This is a genomic window from Acinetobacter rongchengensis, assembly GCF_003611475.1.
Lineage (GTDB): Bacteria > Pseudomonadota > Gammaproteobacteria > Pseudomonadales > Moraxellaceae > Acinetobacter > Acinetobacter rongchengensis.
In genome coordinates this window covers 135,706-158,049 of record NZ_RAXT01000001.1, presented here as the reverse complement: position 1 = coordinate 158,049, position 22,344 = coordinate 135,706, and the positions used below count along the sequence as shown (strand labels likewise).

The 22,344-nt window shown below is 37.1% G+C and carries 23 protein-coding genes; 14 read left to right on the top strand and 9 right to left on the bottom strand.

The annotated features are described in order from the left end of the window. The first annotated feature begins 6 nt into the window (after positions 1–6). Together D7V20_RS00795 and D7V20_RS00790 are read left to right on the top strand one after the other, a co-directional pair. Positions 7–858, top strand: coding sequence for a 3'(2'),5'-bisphosphate nucleotidase CysQ family protein (locus tag D7V20_RS00795; protein ID WP_120382454.1), 852 nt, complete (start codon positions 7–9; stop codon positions 856–858). Between the two features lie 296 nt (positions 859–1,154). Continuing rightward, positions 1,155–1,886: a histidine phosphatase family protein gene (locus tag D7V20_RS00790; protein ID WP_120382453.1), complete on the top strand. Its 732-nt coding sequence runs from the start codon at positions 1,155–1,157 to the stop codon at positions 1,884–1,886. 179 nt (positions 1,887–2,065) lie between these two features. Here D7V20_RS00790 and rpsT read toward each other — a convergent pair whose 3' ends face one another. Next, the gene (gene rpsT, locus D7V20_RS00785) at positions 2,066–2,332 is read right to left on the bottom strand and encodes a 30S ribosomal protein S20 (RefSeq protein WP_010114753.1); all 267 of its coding nucleotides are present in this window, start codon (positions 2,330–2,332) and stop codon (positions 2,066–2,068) included. A gap of 214 nt (positions 2,333–2,546) precedes the next feature. Between rpsT and D7V20_RS00780 the strand changes: the two genes are divergently transcribed. The 9 genes from D7V20_RS00780 to D7V20_RS00740 all read left to right on the top strand — a co-directional run bounded on the left by D7V20_RS00780 (position 2,547) and on the right by D7V20_RS00740 (position 12,762). Further along, positions 2,547–3,212 (top strand): NAD-dependent epimerase/dehydratase family protein, encoded by a 666-nt coding sequence (locus tag D7V20_RS00780; protein ID WP_120382452.1) that lies wholly within the window; start codon positions 2,547–2,549, stop codon positions 3,210–3,212. A 12-nt stretch (positions 3,213–3,224) separates the two neighbouring features. Further along, positions 3,225–3,737 carry a ribonuclease E activity regulator RraA gene (gene rraA / locus D7V20_RS00775; protein WP_120382451.1) on the top strand — a complete coding sequence of 171 codons (513 nt, stop codon included), beginning with the start codon at positions 3,225–3,227 and terminating at the stop codon, positions 3,735–3,737. A 27-nt stretch (positions 3,738–3,764) separates the two neighbouring features. Then, complete coding sequence (locus D7V20_RS00770; RefSeq protein ID WP_120382450.1) at positions 3,765–4,553, top strand: glutathione S-transferase N-terminal domain-containing protein; 789 nt, start codon at positions 3,765–3,767, stop codon at positions 4,551–4,553. Positions 4,554–4,831: 278 nt separating this feature from the next. After that, positions 4,832–5,773 (top strand): Dyp-type peroxidase, encoded by a 942-nt coding sequence (locus tag D7V20_RS00765; protein ID WP_120382449.1) that lies wholly within the window; start codon positions 4,832–4,834, stop codon positions 5,771–5,773. A 127-nt stretch (positions 5,774–5,900) separates the two neighbouring features. Further along, positions 5,901–6,254 carry a hypothetical protein gene (locus D7V20_RS00760; protein WP_120382448.1) on the top strand — a complete coding sequence of 118 codons (354 nt, stop codon included), beginning with the start codon at positions 5,901–5,903 and terminating at the stop codon, positions 6,252–6,254. 154 nt (positions 6,255–6,408) lie between these two features. Continuing rightward, positions 6,409–6,846, top strand: coding sequence for a hypothetical protein (locus D7V20_RS00755; RefSeq protein ID WP_120382447.1), 438 nt, complete (start codon positions 6,409–6,411; stop codon positions 6,844–6,846). Between the two features lie 165 nt (positions 6,847–7,011). After that, positions 7,012–10,470 carry a transcription-repair coupling factor gene (gene mfd / locus D7V20_RS00750; RefSeq protein ID WP_120382446.1) on the top strand — a complete coding sequence of 1,153 codons (3,459 nt, stop codon included), beginning with the start codon at positions 7,012–7,014 and terminating at the stop codon, positions 10,468–10,470. Between the two features lie 354 nt (positions 10,471–10,824). Then, on the top strand, positions 10,825–11,259 hold the full coding sequence (locus D7V20_RS00745) for an HIT domain-containing protein (RefSeq protein ID WP_004830893.1): 435 nt from the start codon (positions 10,825–10,827) through the stop codon (positions 11,257–11,259). 51 nt (positions 11,260–11,310) lie between these two features. Further along, positions 11,311–12,762: an adenylate/guanylate cyclase domain-containing protein gene (locus tag D7V20_RS00740; protein WP_120382445.1), complete on the top strand. Its 1,452-nt coding sequence runs from the start codon at positions 11,311–11,313 to the stop codon at positions 12,760–12,762. 83 nt (positions 12,763–12,845) lie between these two features. Here D7V20_RS00740 and fdx read toward each other — a convergent pair whose 3' ends face one another. The 8 genes from fdx to D7V20_RS00700 form a co-directional block, all read right to left on the bottom strand. Then, positions 12,846–13,184 (bottom strand): ISC system 2Fe-2S type ferredoxin, encoded by a 339-nt coding sequence (fdx, locus tag D7V20_RS00735; protein ID WP_010114772.1) that lies wholly within the window; start codon positions 13,182–13,184, stop codon positions 12,846–12,848. Between the two features lie 16 nt (positions 13,185–13,200). Further along, positions 13,201–15,060: a Fe-S protein assembly chaperone HscA gene (gene hscA, locus D7V20_RS00730; protein WP_120382444.1), complete on the bottom strand. Its 1,860-nt coding sequence runs from the start codon at positions 15,058–15,060 to the stop codon at positions 13,201–13,203. Positions 15,061–15,133: 73 nt separating this feature from the next. Next, positions 15,134–15,649 (bottom strand): Fe-S protein assembly co-chaperone HscB, encoded by a 516-nt coding sequence (gene hscB, locus D7V20_RS00725; RefSeq protein ID WP_120382443.1) that lies wholly within the window; start codon positions 15,647–15,649, stop codon positions 15,134–15,136. 102 nt (positions 15,650–15,751) lie between these two features. Beyond that, positions 15,752–16,072, bottom strand: a complete 321-nt coding sequence (gene iscA, locus D7V20_RS00720) for an iron-sulfur cluster assembly protein IscA (protein WP_120382442.1) — start codon at positions 16,070–16,072, stop codon at positions 15,752–15,754. Positions 16,073–16,116: 44 nt separating this feature from the next. Then, complete coding sequence (iscU, locus tag D7V20_RS00715; protein ID WP_005010233.1) at positions 16,117–16,503, bottom strand: Fe-S cluster assembly scaffold IscU; 387 nt, start codon at positions 16,501–16,503, stop codon at positions 16,117–16,119. A 107-nt stretch (positions 16,504–16,610) separates the two neighbouring features. Continuing rightward, on the bottom strand, positions 16,611–17,828 hold the full coding sequence (locus D7V20_RS00710; protein WP_120382441.1) for an IscS subfamily cysteine desulfurase: 1,218 nt from the start codon (positions 17,826–17,828) through the stop codon (positions 16,611–16,613). Position 17,829: 1 nt separating this feature from the next. Further along, a complete protein-coding gene (locus D7V20_RS00705; RefSeq protein ID WP_120382440.1) occupies positions 17,830–18,303 on the bottom strand; it encodes an Rrf2 family transcriptional regulator in 474 nt (157 codons plus the stop codon). Positions 18,304–18,443: 140 nt separating this feature from the next. Further along, positions 18,444–19,097: a hypothetical protein gene (locus D7V20_RS00700; RefSeq protein WP_120382439.1), complete on the bottom strand. Its 654-nt coding sequence runs from the start codon at positions 19,095–19,097 to the stop codon at positions 18,444–18,446. 310 nt (positions 19,098–19,407) lie between these two features. On the opposite strand from D7V20_RS00700, the gene D7V20_RS00695 reads away from it, so the two are divergent. The 3 genes from D7V20_RS00695 (at position 19,408) to D7V20_RS00685 (ending at position 22,311) form a co-directional block, all read left to right on the top strand. After that, positions 19,408–19,875 (top strand): phasin family protein, encoded by a 468-nt coding sequence (locus tag D7V20_RS00695; protein ID WP_120382569.1) that lies wholly within the window; start codon positions 19,408–19,410, stop codon positions 19,873–19,875. A 165-nt stretch (positions 19,876–20,040) separates the two neighbouring features. Then, positions 20,041–20,313: an HU family DNA-binding protein gene (locus D7V20_RS00690; protein WP_010114788.1), complete on the top strand. Its 273-nt coding sequence runs from the start codon at positions 20,041–20,043 to the stop codon at positions 20,311–20,313. A gap of 129 nt (positions 20,314–20,442) precedes the next feature. After that, the gene (locus D7V20_RS00685; RefSeq protein ID WP_120382438.1) at positions 20,443–22,311 is read left to right on the top strand and encodes a SurA N-terminal domain-containing protein; all 1,869 of its coding nucleotides are present in this window, start codon (positions 20,443–20,445) and stop codon (positions 22,309–22,311) included. Positions 22,312–22,344: the final 33 nt, after the last annotated feature.

The window sequence follows — 22,344 nt, the reverse complement described above, 5'->3', positions numbered from 1 at the left end:
TAATCAATGTTTATTACAGTTCCCGCACCGCAAGATGAACAAATCTTAAAATTGGTTCCAATTTTGGCGCATGCAAGTCAAATCTTGTTAGAAGAATACCAAAATTATTGTGCAGGACGCGAATTTAATATTGATGAAAAGGATGATCATTCACCTGTAACACAGGCTGATTTAAGAGTGAATGACTATTTAATCAGACAGTTGGCATTATTAACCCCAGATATCCCAGTTTTATCAGAAGAAAGTGATCATTCCAATCGTCATACATGGAATATATGTTGGATGCTAGATCCTTTGGATGGCACCAAAGAATTTATTCATGAACGGGATGAATTCACGATTAATTTAAGTTTAATTCAAGCGCATCAGACTTTATTTTCAATCATTGCTGTGCCCACAGAACAAGTGATGTATATCGGATATTTAACGGAGTTGCCTTATAAATACTCATTTATTCGTGAAAGTTGGGAGCGTTATTGTAAATATAAGGATACCGAAACGGATGCTATTCAAGTTGGATTAAGTCATAGCAGTAAAAATCCAAAATATCAGCAATATATTGATTATATTGAACAAGAAACACCTGTAATTCGTCGTGAGGCAGGCAGTGCTTATAAGTTTTGTATGATGCTGGAAGGTGAAATCGATATTTATCCACGTTTCCACCCAACTTCAGAGTGGGATACCAGTGCAGGACAAGGTTTGTTGGAAAGTATTGGTGGTGGTTTATTGAGTTTGGATGCAGTGCCATTTACTTATAATCAAAGAGATACTGTATTGAATGACGGTTTTATTGCTTATAGAAATGCAGAGAATAAAGAGATTGCTTTGGAAGCATTGTCTAATGTGAATCTGTAGTGGTGGTCTTGGCTTCACATTGCCATTGAAATTGATGATTAGAGATCATTGAAAATATCAGAGAAGGTTTGTATGAGAGGTAATTTATTATATAAATACTTTCTCATGCGCCGAGTAATGCTCATCCTTTTTAAAGGAAAGGGAATTTTCATTGTAAATAGATGTTTATCGCAACTCGATTGAAGCAAGAAGTCGATTATTCTTATTTAAAGTAAAGAGTTCATCTTTAGATTTGATTGAGAGTTTAGCCTCACATGGTATAGTGGGAGCAGTACAAAGCAGAGTTATGATTGAATATGGCCTTAGATTTATTGCCAAAGAGCATGCTAAAAGCAATTGATTTATTGCCAGATACCAGTACGCCTGTGACTTTATTTACCCGACATTCGATTCGTGAAATAGTGAATGGGCAAGGTTTGTCGGGCTATGATTTACAATTGACTTCACAAGGCCGTGATTTAGCGCAAGCTTGGGGCTCGCATTTGATTGATCATACAGATCGGGTGATTCAACATTGTATTTCAAGTCCAATTCAACGTTGCGTCGATACAGCGGCTTTGATGATTCAGGGGGCGGATACGATTTTACCTGATAATAATACGCATCATATTGAAATTGTAGAAAAAGGATTATTGGTTGAACCCGGGAGTTTTGTACTGGATATCAAACAAGCTGCACCGTATTTTCGTCAACAGGGTGCTTTAGGTTTTATTAATAGTTTTGTGAATAATACCTTGCCAGGAATGAAACATCCGATTACAGGTGTGGTAGATGTACTTGAATTAATTTATGAAACACATCCAACAGGGCAAAACCAACTGAGCCTTGCAGTCAGCCACGATACAATTCTCGCTGCAATAATTGCTGTTATTTCAAAACGTACTCAAATTAACCAAAGTGATTGGCCTGAAATGATGGAAGGTTTATTTGTTTGGTTTGAAGGTGACCGTTTTGCTGATTGCCATTTGAAATGGATATGGCGCGGTGAGAAAGGTGATTTGTCTATCCGAGAGTTTCAGCAATATTAAATGGGAATGGTTTAGTTTACGCTTTGATCTATTGATGGGTTAAAGATGTTATTTTTTAAATTTATTGATATTTTTGAATTGTTTGAGCAATAAAGTTTAGTTTTATAAACTATTTGGTTTTATAAAGTATCGGATACAAAAAAAGCCCTATAATTTAGGGCTCTTTTCTATGCAACAACTTAGTTAGCTAATGCTTTAACTTGTGCATTTAAACGGCTCTTATGACGAGCAGCTTTGTTTTTATGGATGATGCCTTTATCAGCCATACGGTCGATTACTGGAACAGCTTTTTTGTAAGCATCAGTAGCAACAGTATAGTCACCAGCAGCAATAGCAGCTACTGTACGTTTGATATAAGTACGAACCATAGAACGTAAGCTTGCGTTGTGTTTGCGTGCTTTAACGTTTTGTTTAGCACGTTTTTTTGCTTGAGCAGAGTTTGCCACTCGTGCACTCCTTGAAATAGATTGGTCTGGGCGGGCTGAAATTACATCTGAAAACCTACATCAGAGAATTTTCACCAGCCCGTAAACAAGTGCCATATTGTGATTAAAACCAGCTTCAAAGTCAAGTCTTGGCTTGTTTTGGCAACATTATTGATGCAGAAAAATTCTAAATAAAACGTTAGATTAGTAATAAGTTCAGGAGATTGTTTAAAAAATGACTAAATCGATTAAAAATGCAATTGTAATTGGAGCAACAGGTTTGGTGGGGAAAGCTTTGATTGAGCAACTTCAGCAAAATCCAAATTGTGAGAAAATTACAGCGATTGTAAGACGTGAATCAGCAGACTTTAAGCATTTGAGTAAAGTAGAGCAATTTGTCATAGAAGACTTCTTGTTGCTCAATGATCAGGATGTCAGTGGTTATAGTCATGCTTTTAGCTGCCTAGGGTCAACCATTAAAAAAGCGGGTTCAAAACAGGCTTTTTATAATATTGATTTTGAAATCAATGCACATTTTGCAGATTTGTTTGAAATGACGGAAACACATTTTCTTTTGGTGAGTGCATTGGGTGCAAGTGCAAGCTCGCCGATTTTTTACAATCAAGTCAAAGGAAAGTTGGAACAATACATTCAAAAGCTAGATTTGTATCGTATTTCTATTCTTCAACCATCTTTGCTGATAGGTGAACGCCAAGAAAAAAGAACCATGGAAGGTGCTATGCAAAGCGCTTATCTCAAGGTTTCGCATTTGGTTCCAAATTCTTTTAAATATAAGCCAGTGACAGCAGATCAAGTGGCTCATACTATGGTCGAGGCAGCACAAACTCAGACTGAAAATTTTGAAATATATGATAATTTACGCATACTCAATGCCCAATAATGGAGAATTAAAGTGACTACAGTTCCATTCGTAACGTGTGATTTATTAGATGATAATCCAGATAAAGAGATTCAAACCTTAATTCCGTCAATGGATGGTAAATTCTTCAAGAGTTATGGTGCGCGCAAGACATTTGGTGGGCAAATTGTGACAGTTAAATGTTTTGAAGATAATTCACGTGTTAAAGAGTTATTGGCAACGGATGGAACAGGTAAGGTTTTAGTGGTAGATGGTGGCGCATCAATGCGTTGTGCTTTGATGGGCGATATGATTGCTGAATCTGCGGTTAAAAATCACTGGAATGGTGTTGTGATTTACGGTTGTGTGCGTGATGTGGATGCATTGGCAGAACTTGATTTAGGTGTACATGCATTGGCTGCAATTCCACAAAAAAGTAATCGTAAAGGCATAGGTGAAGTCGATGTTGCCTTGTATTTTGGTAGTGTAAGTTTCAATTCTGGTGATTATCTGTATGCAGATAACAACGGAATCGTAGTTGCAAAAGAAAAATTAGTCGATTTATAAGATTAGACAAATCATAAGGACCATAAAATGGTGCACCATCAAATAAAAGTTGTACAAGCATTGCTTTCAAGCCTGACAGCGGGTGGTCGAGGCGTTTCAGGGACAGCATTTCCCAATCAACCTGAAAAAGCATTAAAATTGTATGAATTTGAAGGTTCACCATTTTGTCGCCGTGTTCGTGAGGTTTTGACTTTATTAAACCTTGATTATGAGGTCTATCCATGCCCCAAAGGCGGAACCAAATACCGTAAAATTGTCAAAGAGCAAGGTGGAAAGGCGCAATTTCCTTATTTTGTCGATGAAAATACAGGTGAAAAGCTGTATGAGTCTATAGCGATTGTCGATTATCTATTTAAACATTACGGTAAAACAGGCAAGACGCCACAAAAATATGCGAAGTATCCAAAATATCCGAGAGTGGCATTGGTTGGAACAATGATCAATGGAGCACGTGGTGTGTGGATTGATAAAAAAGTTATCCATCGTGAGGCACCTGCTCAGTTGCTAGAGTTGTGGAGTTTTGAAGCAAGTCCGTACTCACGTATTATTCGTGGCGTGCTTACAGAATTAGAATTACCTTTTAAATTACATAATGTTGCAAAAGAACGTTGGCAAGATATGGGACCAGCAGTTTTGCGTTTAAAACCGGGTAAATATCAACCTTTGTCAGGCGGTAAGCGTGAAAAAATCATTCCGATCATGGCGCGTAACAAAAAAGATATTCAAGTACCATATTTAATTGATCCCAATACAGGGGTACATTTATTTGAATCTGAAGCGATTGTTCAATATTTGCAAAAACAATATGGCGCATAACATGATTGAAATCGAAGCTTGATAGGATTGAAATTGTGATATGAAAATATAAGCATCTGAAAAGGGTGCTTTTTATTGAAAATAATGTCATGGTCTTAGTTTGATTGGCAAAAAATATTGGCTTTGTGTGAATGTTGCGATGTATTGCTTTAGCACTTTTTTTGTAAATTAAGTCGCACTAAATCATAAGTTTGCTTATGGATAGTGAATCTAATTGACAAAATCTCATTGAGATTATGATAAATTGACAAAAATATTATCAATTTAGGGATGTTTATATGACTACAACTCGAATCCAACCTGTAATCAGCCGTCCTGGTGAGAATGCATTATTTATTGTTTTGGGCTTAAAGCAAGGGGCAGAGGTTGTAGATAGTGTTATAGATTTTTCAGCTAATTTTTCAGCATTAACACGTAGTTTAAGCAATCGTTATCCTGATGCTCAATTTAATGCGACCTTAGGATTTGGTTCAGATGCTTGGGATCGTTTATTTCCAGAAGAAACTAAACCTAAAGAATTAGAAACATTCCAAGAAATTAAAGGTCCTAAATATACAGCAGTGTCGACACCGGGCGATTTATTTTTCCATATTCGTGCTGATCGCCAAGCGCTTTGTTTTGAGCTGGCGAGTATTATTCAAGAACAATTACAAGATGTGACTACCCCAATTGATGAGGTGCATGGCTTCCGTTATTTTGATGGTCGTTCAATTATTGGTTTTGTTGATGGTACTGAAAATCCTGAACATGAAATTGCCGCAGAATATGCATTGGTTGGTGATGAGGATCCAGAATTTAAAGGTGGAAGTTATGCCTTTATTCAAAAATATATGCATGACATGGACAAATGGCGTGGCTTAAGTGATGAAGACCAAGAAAAAGTCATTGGACGCAAAAAGTTTAATGATGTGGAGTTGGGGGATGATGTTAAGCCGAAAACTGCACATAATGTGGTCAGTAAGGCACATGATGAAGATGGTAATGAAATCAAAATTATGCGTGCAAATATGCCGTTCTCTTATCCATCCAGAAATGAATATGGAACTTTCTTTATCGGTTATGCACGTAAATTCAGTGTCACACGTCAGATGTTACAGCATATGTTCCAAGGTGATGCAGAAGGTAATTTAGATAGTTTATTGGATTTTAGTACTGCAAAAACAGGGACTTTGTTCTTTGTACCGACAGTTGATTTTCTAGATGATTTAGGCGATGAGTAATTTCATCATGTTCTAAAAAATATTGCAGATTGCTTTAATCTTGAAGGATGCCTAGATCGCATCCTTTTTTAATTCTTATGTTGAATTTTGTTATGATAGATCAAGTGTTGAATGAGGGTGATTGAAAATGTTGAATAAACTTGTAGGAATGTTTAAGAGTCATAAAGAAAGTGCTGAACAAGTTTATTTACGTGAGAATAACATTCAAATTGATTCTGAAAAGGGTTATATCGTAGATGATGTGGTGGTGAATGCGTTAGCTGAGCGGCTGGAGTATTTTTCTAATCGTAAATTAACAAATTTTGATGATTTAGAAGCGCTGTTTTATAAAGCTATTTTGATCAATGAAAAGATTGATTTGGAAATAGCCTCAAAGCGCTATGTTGCAAGATTGGGTAATACAGAAGAAAATCTAATCCAACTCAAAGCAGTTATTCAGAAACTGAATGATTATTATAAAGAATTTAAAAGACCAAGATGATTTAGAAAAAAATTGTAAGAATGATGTTTTATTAAAACTATGTAATTATTTTAAATTGATATATAATTATAGCTAACATTGTTTATATGTTTAATAAAATACAAAAACAATGTTAATGAACTATAAATAAAGATAAAACAATAAAGGTGAGTGTATGAGTTGTAATCATAATGGAAAAACTTATTCTCAGGGTTCCTTGGTGTGTGCAAATGGCAGGGAATTGAGGTGTGATGGTGATTATTGGAGTGAAACAGGATATAGCTGTTTTACGAATACTGAAGTAATAAATGAGGAAGATTATTATAAAATATCTTCTGACCAGTTAACATTTATTCAAAATACCTTTGAAAAGGAGTTAAACAAAGTAAATAACCAAGATATTCCTGAATCAGCCAATTTAGGTTGTGTAAGAATAATTTTAAGTGGTTCTATGAATAAAATACGGATATTTAATCAATGTAGTACTTGTAAGATTGCATTTTTGTCGTGGAGCAATGGCGATCTTGATAGAGTCCGTATTGCTGCGCAAGGTTATGTAGACGTACCAACGAAAGCACAGGCAATGCAAATTGTTGGTGAAGCTGATTGTTAAAAATTATAATTTAATCAGTAAGTAAAGATAAAAACCATCATATGCTATTGATGGTTTTTATTCTTGTATATCAAAATTTTACGCATTAATTGATTTGGTATGAAAGTTCTCATGAAAGTTTGGGCATGTTAAACTATCGCCATGTCTTTTAGACCCATAGCGATCATGTTCCAAAAAGAAATCTCTGAACTCAATTTAAAACAACTTAAAATAGGTGAAAAGCGTTGGATCGGCTCGATGCTCGGATCTTCTGCTGCTTTATTATTTAAAGAAATTTCAGAACAATCTGAACAACTATTTGTTTTAGTTGCAAGAAATAATCAGCATTTAGGGCAACTCGAAAGTGAACTCGAGTTTTATGGCATTAAACCAACGATATTTCCAGACTGGGAAATATTGCCATACGATCGCTTATCGCCACATCAAGACATTGTTTCAGAGCGTTTATCTATTCTTTCAAATATGCCTAAAAAAGGCATATTACTCATTTCTGCAACAACACTTGCGCAACGTGTTGCTCCAACCTCATGGGTGCTCGGAGAACATTTTGATATAAAAGTAGGCCAGAAGTTTGATTTAGAACAACAAAAACTTAAATTGGTTCAGGCTGGCTACCATTTAGTCGATACCGTTTATGATCATGGTGAGTTTGCCGTACGTGGTAGCATCATGGATATTTATGCATCAGGTCAGAATGCACCAATTCGTATTGACTTATTTGATGATGAAATTGATAGCCTAAAATTCTTTGATCCTGAAACACAACGTACTACAACAAAGTTAGATCGGTTTACCGTTCTACCTGCCAAAGAATTCCCGCTCAAAGAAGCACGTTCAATTTTCCGTGATCGTTATGCAGAAAGTTTTCCAACGGCAAATCCGAAAAAAAACCCAATCTATCAAGATGTTTTAGAAGGGATTGCTTCGCCAGGTTTAGATTTTTATTTCCCACTATTCTTTAGCAAAGAGGCGATGCAGTCGCAAAGTAGTTTAACATCGTACTTACCAAGTAATGTTATTGTCATTACAGATAAACATATTGATGAAGGATTAACCACTTTTTGGAAAGATGTGATGCGACGTTATGAGGATCGTCGTCATAATGTTGATCAGCCTTTGTTGGCACCTGAAGAAATCTTTTTACAACCGAACCAAATATTTGAATATTTAAACCAATTTTCAAGAATTATCGCATCAACTGAAGAGTTTGAGAAAAAGGCAGGTGTTGTTCATTTAAATGTAGAACAACCACCAAAACTCCCTGTTGACCCTAAACAAGAAAAACCTTTTTCAGCCGTTAAAAAATACATCGATGTTGCCAATCATCCAGTTTTATTGGTTGCTGAAAGTGCAGGACGCCGTGAAACCTTAAAAGATGCGTTGCGTGCCAGTTTAGGTGAAATTCCAGTTGTTGAAAATTTTGAAATTTTCCGTCAATCCAACTTTTCTGTTGCAATTACCAATGCACCTTTAGATCGTGGATTGGTCGTTACAGATCAATTGTCTGTCATTTCAGAAAACCAACTCTACGAGCACCGTGTCGTTCAGCGACGTCGTAAGCGCCAGCAAGAAGTTTCTGAAGAATTTTTAATTCGTAGCCTCACTGAATTGAGTATTGGTGCACCTGTTGTGCATATAGATCATGGCGTTGGGCGTTATGCAGGCTTGGTTACCTTAAATATTGACAATCAAGACTATGAATTTCTACAGTTGAATTATGCCGACGAGGCAAAAGTCTATGTTCCAGTCACACATTTACATTTGATCAGCCGTTTTAGTGGCGGTGATCCAGACTTGGCGCCATTACATAAGTTGGGTACAGATGCATGGAATAAAGCCAAACGAAAAGCTTTAGAACAAATTCATGATGTGGCTGCGGAGTTGTTGCATATTCAAGCACGCCGTCAAGCTAAACCGGGCATGAGTTTTGAACTTGAACACAGTAGTTATATGCAATTTTCCAGTGGTTTTGCCTATGAGGAAACCCTAGACCAAGCCAATGCCATTGAAGCTACCTTATATGATATGCAACAAGCCAAGCCTATGGATCGTTTGGTTTGTGGTGATGTTGGTTTTGGTAAAACAGAAGTGGCTATGCGCGCTGCATTTGTTGCAGTACAAAATAACAAACAGGTTGCAGTGTTGGTACCAACCACACTTTTGGCACAACAGCATTATGAATCTTTCAAAGATCGTTTTGCTGATTGGCCAATACGTATTGAAGTGCTTTCACGATTTGGAACCAATAAAACCCATACAAAAATCATTGAAGATTTGGTGGATGGTAAAGTTGATATTGTGATCGGTACGCATAAAATTCTTCAGGAAAATGTGCAATTTAAAAACTTAGGTTTAATGATTGTCGATGAGGAGCATCGCTTTGGTGTACGTGATAAAGAGCGTATCAAAGCACTGCGTGCAGATGTGGATATGTTGACACTTACAGCAACCCCAATTCCACGAACGCTTAATATGGCGTTTAGTGGGATGCGTGATTTATCTATTATTGCAACACCACCTGCACGACGTTTGGCTGTCAAAACATTTGTCAATGAACAAACCAATGAAACCATGAAAGAGGCGATTCTGCGTGAGTTGTTACGTGGTGGACAGGTTTATATTCTGCATAATGAAGTAGATACGATTGAACGCGCTGCTGAAAATATTCGTAATTTAGTCCCTGAGGCACGTGTTGCGGTCGCACATGGACAAATGCGTGAACGTGAATTAGAGCAAGTTATGCAGCAGTTCTATCATAAAGAATACAATGTTTTGGTGTGCTCTACGATTATTGAAACAGGGATTGATGTTCCAAACGCCAATACCATTATCATCGAACGTGCAGATAAATTGGGTTTAGCACAATTACATCAATTACGAGGCCGTGTTGGACGCTCTCATCACCAAGCCTATGCTTATTTAATGGTTCCTTCATTAAAAGGCTTAAAAGGTGATGCTGAAAAACGTTTAGATGCGATCACTAGAGCATCAAATCTTGGTGCAGGGTTTATGTTAGCTACAGAAGATTTAGAAATTCGTGGCGCTGGAGAGCTGTTAGGTGAGCAACAAAGTGGTTCTATGCAAGCGATTGGTTATAGCTTGTATATGGAGATGCTCGAAAAAGCCACCAAAGCAATTCAAAATGGTAAAACCCCTAATTTTGATGCACCATTATCATTGACGGCTGAAATTAGTTTGCACATGCCAGCTTTGATTCCAGATGATTATTTGGGTGATGTGCATCAACGCTTATTATTCTATAAACGTATTAGTAATACAGATACGCAAGAAAAGTTAGATAATATTCGCATGGAGTTAATTGATCGTTTTGGTGTGCCACCACAGGCAGTCAAACATTTATTCAGCGTACATCAAATTCGAATTCATGCAGAGTTTTTAGGTATTACCAAGATTGATATCGGTGCGAATGGTGGTGTTGTAGAATTTTCACCAGATACACCTGTTCAGGCACTGAGCATTATCCAGCTTATGCAAAAACAACCAACTTATTATCGTATGGAAGGTGGTCAGCGCTTAAAAGTGATGGTGATGCTAGAGGAATACGAAAAACGTATTCAATTTATTCAGGAGCTTCTCAATAAGCTTATTTCAGAATTAAAGTGAGGCTGATTTAAGTTTTATGACAGTTCTATGTGAGCAGTTTTTATCCGTTTAAGTGTTTAAACTTCCTGAACAAGGTGAATGAAAAGCCTAAAGTGTTCAGGAAGAGGCCTTAATGATATGGTTTAGAAAAAATCATTGAAATATGAATGCTCTATAAAAGTAAATGAAAGAAAATAATTGAAAAATTTAGCTCAGACTTCTTGAAAAAAAATTGTGATTCTTTAAAGTGTAATTGTGATCAAGTACAAATTTATCTGTATTAATTTGTACAGAAACACAAGCTAAGCAATACTCACATGAAAACCGATGTGGTAGTATTGTCCATCATTTTAATTTTGCGTCATTTATAAAGATATGTTTAGTTTGCATCCACAACTTGCTCAAGATACTTTTTTTGTAGGCGATTTTCCGCTTTCAACATGTCGTTTAATGAATGATATGCAATTCCCGTGGTTGATTCTTATCCCACGTGTGCCAGGTATTACAGAGCTTTATGAACTGAGTCAAGCAGATCAAGAGCAGTTTTTGCGTGAATCTAGTTGGTTATCGAGCCAGCTTTCTCGTGTTTTCCGTGCTGACAAAATGAATGTGGCAGCATTGGGAAATATGGTTCCGCAATTACATTTTCACCATGTTGTTCGTTATCAAAACGATGTAGCGTGGCCTAAGCCAGTGTTTGGTCTTCAAGCTGTTCCATATACAAATGAAGTTTTGGCACATATGCGTCAAACACTGATGTTGGCTCTACGTGGTCAAGGTGATATGCCATTTGATTGGCGTATGGATTAATTCAGCGACGCATAGGAAGTGTTTAATAAATGACATTCGAGGTGAAATATTTTGCCATTTGACCGTATGTTAGATAAAGAGCCTAAGCAATTCGAAATATTCCAGCGGTTTATGGGATATGTCATTATTGCTTTATTGGTTGTTATTTATTATTTCACTTCAGCTAACGCGAATTATCAAATTTATGTCCCTATTTTTATTTTATTTATTTTCTTAATTAGTCCAAAACTTTCTCGTTGGCTTGAATATCGTTATGGTTATAAAGCGAGAAAAAATATTTATTTTTTAATTGATGTGGTGGTTGTATCTACTGCATTGGCCGCTGTGCATTTAAGTTTAGTGGTGTCTTTTGTCTTGCTGTTTGCACTTATTTATACTGCAATCAATAACAAAATATCCTTTATGATGGGATCTTTAGCCACTTTAATTGCTTTCGTGGTTTTTTATACCAACATTATTTTCATTTTTGGTTTTGATGGTTATTTCGAACAAACCAGTTTAGAACTTTCGGTCTTGTCGTTTGTTAGTTTGATCATGTTTGTTAATATTGGAAACTATTATCAAAACAGACGCATGAAGCGAGTTGAAAAGCAAAAGCAAACTTATTTTAACGAAATGAATCGTTATATTGAATTATCAAATCAGCTGAGTCGTTATGCGCCATTACAATTGTGGCAGGCGATTATGCGAGGTGATTCAGAGGCGAAAATCGAATATAAACGTAAAAAGATCACCGTTTTCTTCTCAGATATTCAAGGTTTTACTGAGTTATCTGAAACACTTATTCCAGATGATTTAGCATTTGTGTTAAATGATTATCTCAGTCATATGACTGAAATTGCAAAACAATATGGCGCAACCATTGATAAATTTATGGGCGATGCTATTTTGATTTTCTTTGGCGATCCTGACTCGCAAGGTGTAGAGCGGGATGCTAAAAATTGTATGGATATGGCTTTGGCAATGCGTCAACAAATGACGTTTTTACGAGAGCGCTGGGTGAAAATGGGTTATGCACCATTGCATATTCGTATGGGGGTAAGTACAGGGTATTGCCACGTAGGTAACTACGGTGCAGTTCATCGTATGGCTTATACAATTGTGGGACGTGATGCTAATTTGGCAGCACGATTACAATATGCTGCTGAAATTGATGAGATTTTAATTTCAGAAGAGACGTTTAAGTTGATCAAAAATGATTATCTTTGTGCGCCTAAAGAGCCAATTGAGTTAAAAGGCATTCAAGGCAAAGTACGTACTTGGCAAGTGATGGAAAAATATTCAGCCAATAAAAATGAAAATCAGCAATGGTTTGATTATGAGTATAAAGGCTTTCACTTGGTGCTCAATTTAGAAGAAGTACAAAACTTTGAATATGCTGAATTGGTTGAAGTTTTAGAAAAAATGGTTCAACGTATTAAAATTCAACAACGTTTAACCAATGCCCAAGGCGTTGCAAAATTAAATGCTGAAGATGAAATTAGATCGGATTATTTGATCTGATATTTTTAATTTTCCTGAATTTCAGTTGTAAAAAAACCACTCAGTTTAGAGTGGTTTTTTTATTCGCATACTTTGATTGAGAATTAATGGTTCTCTGAAGCATGATTAATGGTGTATTTTGGAATTTCAATTTCCATATCTTCATCGGTGATTTTAACTTGACATGAAAGGCGAGAGTCTGGCTCTAACCCCCAAGCGCGGTCAAGTAAATCAGCTTCAACATCATCCATTTCATCTAGGTTGTCAAAACCTTTGCGAACAACGACATGGCAAGTTGTACAGGCTTTTGACATATCGCAAGCATGCTCAATTTTGATGCCGTTATCGAGTAAGCTTTGACAAAGATTGGCATTTTCTTCAACTTCAAACTCAGCACCATTCGGGCAAATTGTTGCGTGAGGTAGTACTTTAATACGTGGCATAGTCTTTACCTATAAATTAGTTTGAGTTTGACCAGTCATCAAGTTTAGTGCCTTTTAAGGCGTGATCAATATGTTGATTCATACGTTCTGCAGCAAAAGCATCACTATATACTTTTAGCTGCTCAATAGCATGTTCAATAGCCTTGATGTCATCTGTTTCAAGTTGTGCTTTTAATTGGGCAGTTGCTTGATTCAGTGAATCTAATTGTTTTGTACTTAAAAGTTGTGCATCAACTTTTAAAGCCTGTTCTAATGCTTCAAGCTCTCGGCGAGCTTCAACCTTAGTTTCATTTAAATGACGAAGATTTTTATCTACTTCAGCAAATTTATAGCCATCTAAAAGTAAACGTTCAGTATCTGTTTCAGACAATCCATAAGAGGGTTTGATATCAATCTGCGCTTGTACGCCAGAGCTGGTTTCTTTGGCAGAAACTGTTAATAAACCATCAGCATCGACTTGGAAAGTCACTTCAATACGAGCCTGACCTGCAGTCATTGGTGGAATGCCACGTAGAACAAAACGCCCTAAGCTACGGCAATGCTCAACAAGATCACGTTCACCTTGTACGACATGAATCAACATGGCTGTTTGACCATCTTGATAGGTGGTAAATTCTTGACGACGAGCCACAGGAATAGCTGTATTACGTGAAATTAAGCGTTCAACTAAACCCCCCATGGTTTCTAAACCAAGTGATAGTGGCGTTACATCCAGTAGTAAAGATCCATCTTTTGAATTACCAATCAATTGATTTGCAGTAATAGATGCACCAATCGCAACGACTTCATCAGGATTAATTGTACAAAGTGGCTCTTGTTTAAAAGTAGCTTGGACTGCATTTTGTACAGCATAAGATCGGGTTGAACCACCCACTAAGACAACATTTTGAATATCATCAAGTTCGAGTTTGGCATCTCGCATGACACGTTTGCAAACACTGATGGTTTTATCTAAAGCAACTTTGATGATTTCTTCAAAAGTGCTACGGTTCAAAGTTAAATGATGGCCAAGAACTTTAATATCCACAGATTCCGCATCGCTTAGCGCTTCTTTGGCTTTACGTGCAGAGACTAGAAAATGTGCATATTCAGCATCATCTAAAGTGTCTATGTTGAGTTGTTTTTTTGCCCATTTAACAATTAAGCGATCTAAATCATCACCACCCAGTGCTGTATGACCACCCGTTGCGAGAACTTCAAAAACACCTTGAGAAAAACGTAAAATTGAAACGTCAAAAGTACCACCACCGAGATCATAAATCACATAATTGCGATCATTCTCAAGGTTGCTCGCTTGATCCAAGCCATAGGCAACAGCCGCAGCTGTTGGCTCATTCAGTAAGCGTAGTACATTTAAACCAGCAAGTTCCGCTGCATCACGGGTTGCTTGGCGTTGTGCTTCGTCAAAATAGGCAGGAACGGTGATCACTGCACCATTCACAGGATTATTTAAGCTTTTTTCAGCACGATCCTTGAGTTGTTTTAAAATTTCAGCAGAAATTTCTACAGGTGTTTTACGACCTTGAGCGGTTTCGAATGCAGGCATTTCATTATCCGCACCGACGAGGTTATATGGATGCTGAAATTTAATATCTGCTTTAGAACGCCCCATAAAGCGTTTAACTGAAACAATGCTGTTTTTAGGATCTGTCGTGATAAAGGGTTTAGCTGCATCACCATATTCAGTTGTATTTGTTGAATAATGGACAATAGAGGGTAGCAGTACACGGCCATGTTCATCATTCAGAACTTTAGCTTTTCCAGACAATACTGTGGCAACTAAAGAATGTGTTGTACCTAGATCAATACCAATTGCGATACGGTGTTCATGTGGCGCACTTGATTGACCTGGTTCAGCAATTTGCAAGAGTGCCATGTGTTACATCCTTAAAATATACAAGCTTTAAATATACAAAATAGCGCTTTAGGTGAATGGGTTGAGCTTGAAGTTAAAAATCGTCGTCTAAATCAAAGTCTTCATCATCTAAAAGACGATCTTCAGTCTTTTCAATGTCATTCATCACTTTTTGGAAAAAACGTAATTTACGAACTGTATCTCGTGCTTCTGCCCAATCTTCAGCTAAATAATCAATTTTAAATTCACGAACTAAACCATCAATCCATTGGTTTACTTCATTTTTAAGTGAGTTAAGCTGGTCGGTTGAACTTGCTTCATCTAATTGTTCGCGTATTTCTAGCGCAGATTGTAAAAATTCAAAATCATTAATGGATTGATCTAAATGATGATCTTGTTTTTTGAGTGCTAAAAGATAAGCGGCTCGACTATCCACATGAGACAAAGCTTTATATGCTTGATTAATTTCACTTGATTTAATCAGCGCTTGATCTTTATCTTCAGCTTTATCAGGATGATATTGTTGTTGCAATTTTAAAAAATTAGCTTTTAAGGTTGCTAGATCAATATCGAGTGCTTCTGGGAGATTAAACAGCTCAAAATGACTCATGGGAGATACTCATCCACGATGTTTTGCAAGAAAACGGTATAAATAAATATGATTAAAACAGTGTTGTGCACTGTTTTAATATGAAAAGTGTAGGGGCTGTTATTAAACAGTGAAAGATTCACCACAACCACATTCACCTTTTTTGTTTGGGTTATTAAACTCGAAGCCTTCATTTAGACCATTCTTTACATAGTCCATTTCCATGCCTTCGAGGTAAACCAAACTTTTTGGGTCTACAAAAACTTTAACGCCAAACTGTTCAAAAATTTGATCATGTGTATCTATTTCATCTACAAATTCGAGCACATAAGCCAATCCAGAACAGCCTGAAGTTTTCACACCAAGACGAATACCTTCACCCTTACCGCGATTTTTTAAATAATTGCTGATATGAGTTGCAGCATTTTCAGTTAAGTGGATCATGAAAACTCCGTGATAAAATGATCTGTAAAATAAACCTACAGATATTAGGCTTTAGTTTTCTTGCTACGGTAATCTTCAACAGCAGCTTTAATGGCATCTTCTGCAAGTACTGAACAGTGTACTTTTACAGGAGGTAGAGCAAGTTCAGTTGCGATATCAATATTTTTGATCGCTTGAGCTTCGTCTAAAGTTTTACCTTTTAACCATTCAGTTACAAGTGAACTTGAAGCAATTGCAGAACCACAACCATAGGTTTTAAAGCGTGCTTCTTCAATAACACCATTATCATCCACTTGGATTTGAAGGCGCATAACATCGCCACAAGCTGGTGCGCCGACCATACCTGTACCAACATTTTCCGCATTTTTGTCTAAAACACCTACATTACGAGGGTTTTCGTAATGATCGATTACTTTTTCACTATAAGCCATGATGCTTCTCCAAACCTCGGGGTCAGCGTTGATAATATGTATTGCTACAGTCTAATATGAGGGCATTTCACTGATTTTCAATGAAATGCCGAGTTTTGATTGTGTGATTAGTGTTCAGCCCACTCAACTGTACTCAAATCGATCCCTTCTTTGTACATATCCCAAAGAGGAGAGAGCGCACGTAATTTTTCAACGGCCGCTTTGGTGATTTCAATCACATGGTCAATATCAGCTTCAGTGGTGTAATGACCAAAACTAAAACGGATTGAACTATGTGCTAATTCATCAGATAAGCCCAATGCACGTAGTACATAAGACGGCTCTAATGTTGCTGATGTACATGCTGAACCTGACGATACAGCAGCATCTTTTAACGCCATCATTAATGATTCACCTTCAACAAAGTTGAAACTGACATTGAGATAGTTGGCAACATTATGAACTGGGTGACCATTTAAGAACACTTGTTCTAAATCTTGTAAGCCGTTCCAAAGTTTGTCACGCAGTACACGTAAACGCGCTTGTTCAGCTTGTAAATTTTTGCCTGCAAGTTCAAATGCTTCACCCATACCAACAATTTGGTGAGTTGCAAGTGTGCCTGAACGCATACCGCGTTCATGGCCACCGCCATGCATTTGCGCTTTAATACGAACACGTGGGCTACGGCGTACAAATAAAGCACCGATACCTTTTGGTCCATAAATCTTGTGCGCAGAGAAACTCATTAAATCAACTTTCATTTTTGAAAGATCGATTTCAACCTTACCTGCAGCTTGAGCAGCATCGACATGGAAATAAGTTTTGTTGGCACGAGTGAGTTCACCAATCGCAGCAACATCTGTCACAGTACCGATTTCGTTATTTACCATCATCAATGAAACAAGAATGGTATCTGGACGTAATGCAGCTTGAACCATTTCAGGAGTAATAAGACCAGTTTGTGGTTCAGGCTCAAGATAAGTGATCTCGAAACCTTCATCTTCTAACTCACGACAAGTATCTAAAATTGCTTTATGTTCAATTTTACTGGTGATGATGTGTTTGCCTTTAGAGCCGTAAAATTGCGCAATACCTTTAAGTGCAAGATTATCTGATTCAGTTGCACCAGAAGTCCAAACGATTTCACGTGGGTCTGCTTTAATTAAATTAGCGACTTGTTCACGTGCGTATTCAACTTTTTCTTCAGCTTGCCAACCATAAGCATGTGAACGAGAGGCAGCATTACCGAATGTACCGTCAAAGGTTAAACATTCCATCATGCGTTCTGCTACTTGAGGATCAACAGGTGTTGTTGCTGCGTAGTCAAGATAAATCGGACGTTTCATGTCAAATACCTGTAACCGATAATAGGGCTGAATCAAGGTGTGCTGAATTTTGGCGAACGGCAACGGTTTGTACGTTGTCACGAGCGACTAGGTCTGCAAGCGTGATTTTAGCGAGATAATCGGCAATATGAAGGGAGAGTTCTTGCCATAAATCATGAGTTAAACACATTGCACCATTTTGGCAGTTTCCTTTATGGTCGCAACGTGTAGCATCCACTGTTTCGTTTACGGCTTCAATAATTTCTAAGACAGTAATTTCTTCAGCACTACGCGCTAAGTGATAACCACCATTTGCACCGCGGACACTTGAAACCAAACCATGACGCTTTAATTTTGCGAACAGTTGTTCGAGGTAAGCGACAGAGATTGTTTGGCGAGCTGCAATTTCTGCAAGCGTTATCGTTTGCTCAGCTGGCTGCAATGCTAAATCAAGTAGTGCAGTCACTGCGTAGCGACCGCGAGTAGTTAGGCGCATGATTCGATACACATGTTTTAGACTAGATGTTCGAATTTTATGAATCCTGACTAAAATAGTCAAGTTTTTTTGAGGTTAATTCTGACTATTTTAGTCAGAATTTGTAATTGTTTATTTAATGACAGATTCTCTTAACAGATTTAAGAAAAAATCTGCCATAAATTATACACGATTAACACAACAAATAGAAAGCCTACTACGCCAAAAGCAGTATTCACTCTTTTTTGATTCTGTTTCATGCGTTTAATGCGGTTTTGATACTGTTTTACTTCTACTTGTAATGTATTGATTTTAGAGCGCTGTAGATCAATTTTTTCCAATAGTGGTGCAATACGTTTTTTTGAAGCACGCGTTTCGTTGTCATCCTCTGGGTGAGTGAGCCAATGCTTCCAATCTGACAATAGTTTTGGTGCTGTTAAATGTACGACTAAATCACGAAATTGGTCTTTTAGTTCTGGGCTGCCTTCTAGACGCATTTTTTTCATACTGCGTCGATTAGCAAATACAAAAATCTGAATTAAATCAATTAGTGTGCTACTGGCAGTTAAATCCACAGCTTTTTCAAATGGCTGTAAGTCAAATAATATGCCACGATCTGTAAATTGGACATAAAAATCAAAATACGGAATGTAGCTATTCACTTTTATGGTTATTTGCTGTGTGACAAATGTTTTTGCCTGTAAGCGAACAACACGATCATGCTTTAATACGAAAGAATAAATTGTCTCCAATATAATCATGACAATGTTTAGCAACAAACGAGTTTGACCTTGTTTTTGTTGCGCTTCATCCATATAAAATTCCTATTGCAAAACAGAGAATCCGATCTCTTAAAACTAAAAAGTGAAATTATTCACAAAATCCATTGACAAAATATATTCTCAAAAAGAAACACTCAATGTTCTCTGATGATTTACGTAAATATTTATCGCATAACCATTGTTGAATTGCCAAGTGTTCCTTAACATTAAATAATTACTTTTGCTTTGTAGAACAGTTTAGCAAAAGGTTCAATACTTTTATTTGATATTATAGGTATATTTTCTACATAATTTGGTCATTTAAGCAATTAAATGCAGGAGTGCGGGGCGAATGGAGCAAGATATGAAAAATAATAGTGTAGAACAATCGGATCAAACGACAGAGCGAAAAGGGCACATTTCATCGCAACAAAGAAGTAAATTTCAAAAAAAATCAGCTTTAGATTTTAGAAAATATACCAAACAAATTTGGTTGGCAGGTTTGGGTGCATTTTCACGCGCAGAAGAAGAAGGTAATAAATTATTTGATTCTTTAGTGAAAGTGGGTGAAGAACTTGAATCTAAAACAGTAGAAGTCACGGATCAGACCGTCAACAAAGTTGCTGAAAAAACCAAAGAGTCTGTAACGGATACCAAGGATAAAGTTGAAAAAATAATAGACCAAAGTGTTAATCATTCGCTTAATCGAATTGGGCTGGTAACGGCAAAAGATTTACAGCACCTAGAAAACCTCATTTTACAGTTACATAGCAAGGTTGATGCGTTGGCAGATGAGAATAAAAACTTACGTGAACAATTGCTAAAAAAATGAAATAAATGCTGTGAAAGTAAAAAAATCTCATTTTTTGGTCATAAATTTTGTGAAAAGCTGGTTTGGAGTCTTGCGTTTTCCCCCAAAGCATTGCTATAAAGTCGTCATGGCCTTTGATCTACAGCCTTGGAACTTAAACAAACGATATAAGAGGACGTAATCTTCATGAATAAATCAGAATTAATCGACGCGATTGCAGAGAAAGGGGGATTGTCTAAGTCTGATGCAGGTAAAGCATTAGATGCGACTATTGCTTCAATCGGTGAAGCACTTAAAACGGGTGATACAGTAACTTTAGTTGGTTTTGGTACTTTCAGTGTGAAAGACCGTGCTGCTCGTACAGGGCGTAACCCAAAAACTGGTGAAGAACTACAAATTAAAGCAAGCAAAGTTCCTAGCTTTAAAGCAGGTAAAGGATTAAAAGATTCAGTTGCTTAATCTTTTATTGCTATAGGCGCGCCCATGTGGCGCGTTTTTTATGAAAAATGTCGAATTATAAGAGATTGCTCATTCATTCATTTGTTAATTTCAGTTAGAATCCCTACGAAATAAAATATTGGAATACTCATGGAATCGTTTCGTACGCTCATAAGGGGCTGGTTTGGTAAAGTTCTCCTTGTGTTATTTTTAGCGCCATTTGCTGTGGTCGGTATTGAAGGTTATTTCAGCGGTGGGCAAAAAGAAGACGTAGCTAAAACCGTTAATGGTCAAGATATTTCGAAAAAAGATTTAGAAGCGCAGACAAAAGCGTATAAAGATCAATTGCTTCAACGCCTAAATGGTGACGAGTCCTTGCTCAATCAGTCTTATATTGAAAATACTGTTCTTGATAATTTAATCGCGCGTTCATTGTTGGTTCAGCAAGCGGACAAGCTGGGTATTTCATTAAGTGATGCACAAATTGAGCAAATGATCGCTCAACAACCAAGTTTTCAAGAAAATGGTAAATTTTCACAAAACTTGTATGCAAACTATTTGCGTTCTGTTGGAATGACCAATCAAACGTTGATTGCAAGTTTACGTCAAGACCATGCGTTGAAAATGTTAATGAGTACATTTACGGACAATGCCTTGGTAAGTAAAACTGATATTCAACAGATTGCAAACTTACAAACTGAGCAGCGTGAATTATTTTTATCGAGTATTAAGCTGGATGAATACAAAACCAATGTGAAAGTGACGAATCAGGAAATTGCTGATTATTACAACAAACATCAAAATAAGTTTAAACAAGTCGCTTCAGTTGATGTGGATTATGTTGTGTTAAGTCCTGCAACGTTGACTCAGCCAAATACAGCTGTGTCAGATGAAGAATTAAAGCAAGCTTATAATCAGTTTGTTGAAAAGCAAAACAAAGATGCTAAACGTGATGTTAAGCATATTTTGATCACCTTGGATAATCGTACACCTGAACAAGCAGCCCAACTTGCCAATGAGGTATATGCGAAAATTCAAGCAGGGACTTCATTTGCAGCTGCTGCGGCACAATATTCAGAAGATCCAGACTCAAAGGCAAAAGGTGGTTTACTTGCTGCTTATGTACCAGGTGCTTTTGGTACTGAATTTGATGCTGCGGTTTCAAGCACTGCAAATGGGCAAATCTCTAAACCTGTAAAAACTCAATTTGGTTATCACATATTGGAAGTGCAAACAGTTGCAGGTGCAGTGCCATCATTTGAAGCTAAAAAAGCTGAATTAACGGCTGAAGTATTAAAGAATAAATCTGCAAATTATTATTCAGATACAGTGAATACTTTAAATGAACAAGTTGTAAGTGGTGATAGTTTAGATGTGATTCCAGAAGCGATTAAAACTGTAAAAGTTGAATCTGCAAATGGTGTAACGCTCGGTACCACAAATCCTGTATTTGCTGATCCTGCGGTGAAATCTAAATTGTTTAGTGAAGATGTGAAAGCGGGTAATCAAACTGCTTCAAGTAACATTCAAACAGCAAATGGTGACACAGTTTGGATCAAAGTGCGTAAGTACCATGCCGCAGGTGTTCAACCTTTGGCACAAGCAACTGAGCGTGTTAAAGCACAGCTCATTGAGCAAAAGGCTTTTGATGCGGCGCATGCCAAACTCAATGCAATGTTGGCTGATTTCAAAAAATTACCAGCGCAGGAAGTGACCAAGAAATACCCATATAACTTTGTGCATGCGGGTATATTCACACGTTCTCAAGGTTTGAAACGTCAAATTGAACGAGCTGCATTTAGCCAACCTACACCTAAAGCAGGTATGTGGTCTGTGACGACAGCTAAATTACCAGATGAATTGGTTGTGGTAGCTGTATCAAATGTGAAGCAAACGCCGATTGATAGTTTGAGCCCTGCTGAAGTTCAGCAATTAACTCAGATGTATCAAAAGTTCCGTGGTGAGCAAATCCTTGATGATTACTCTCGTTACTTAAAAGCACATGCTAAAATTAAATAATTTGCTCTTCATTGTTATTCTGAAATAGCTTGG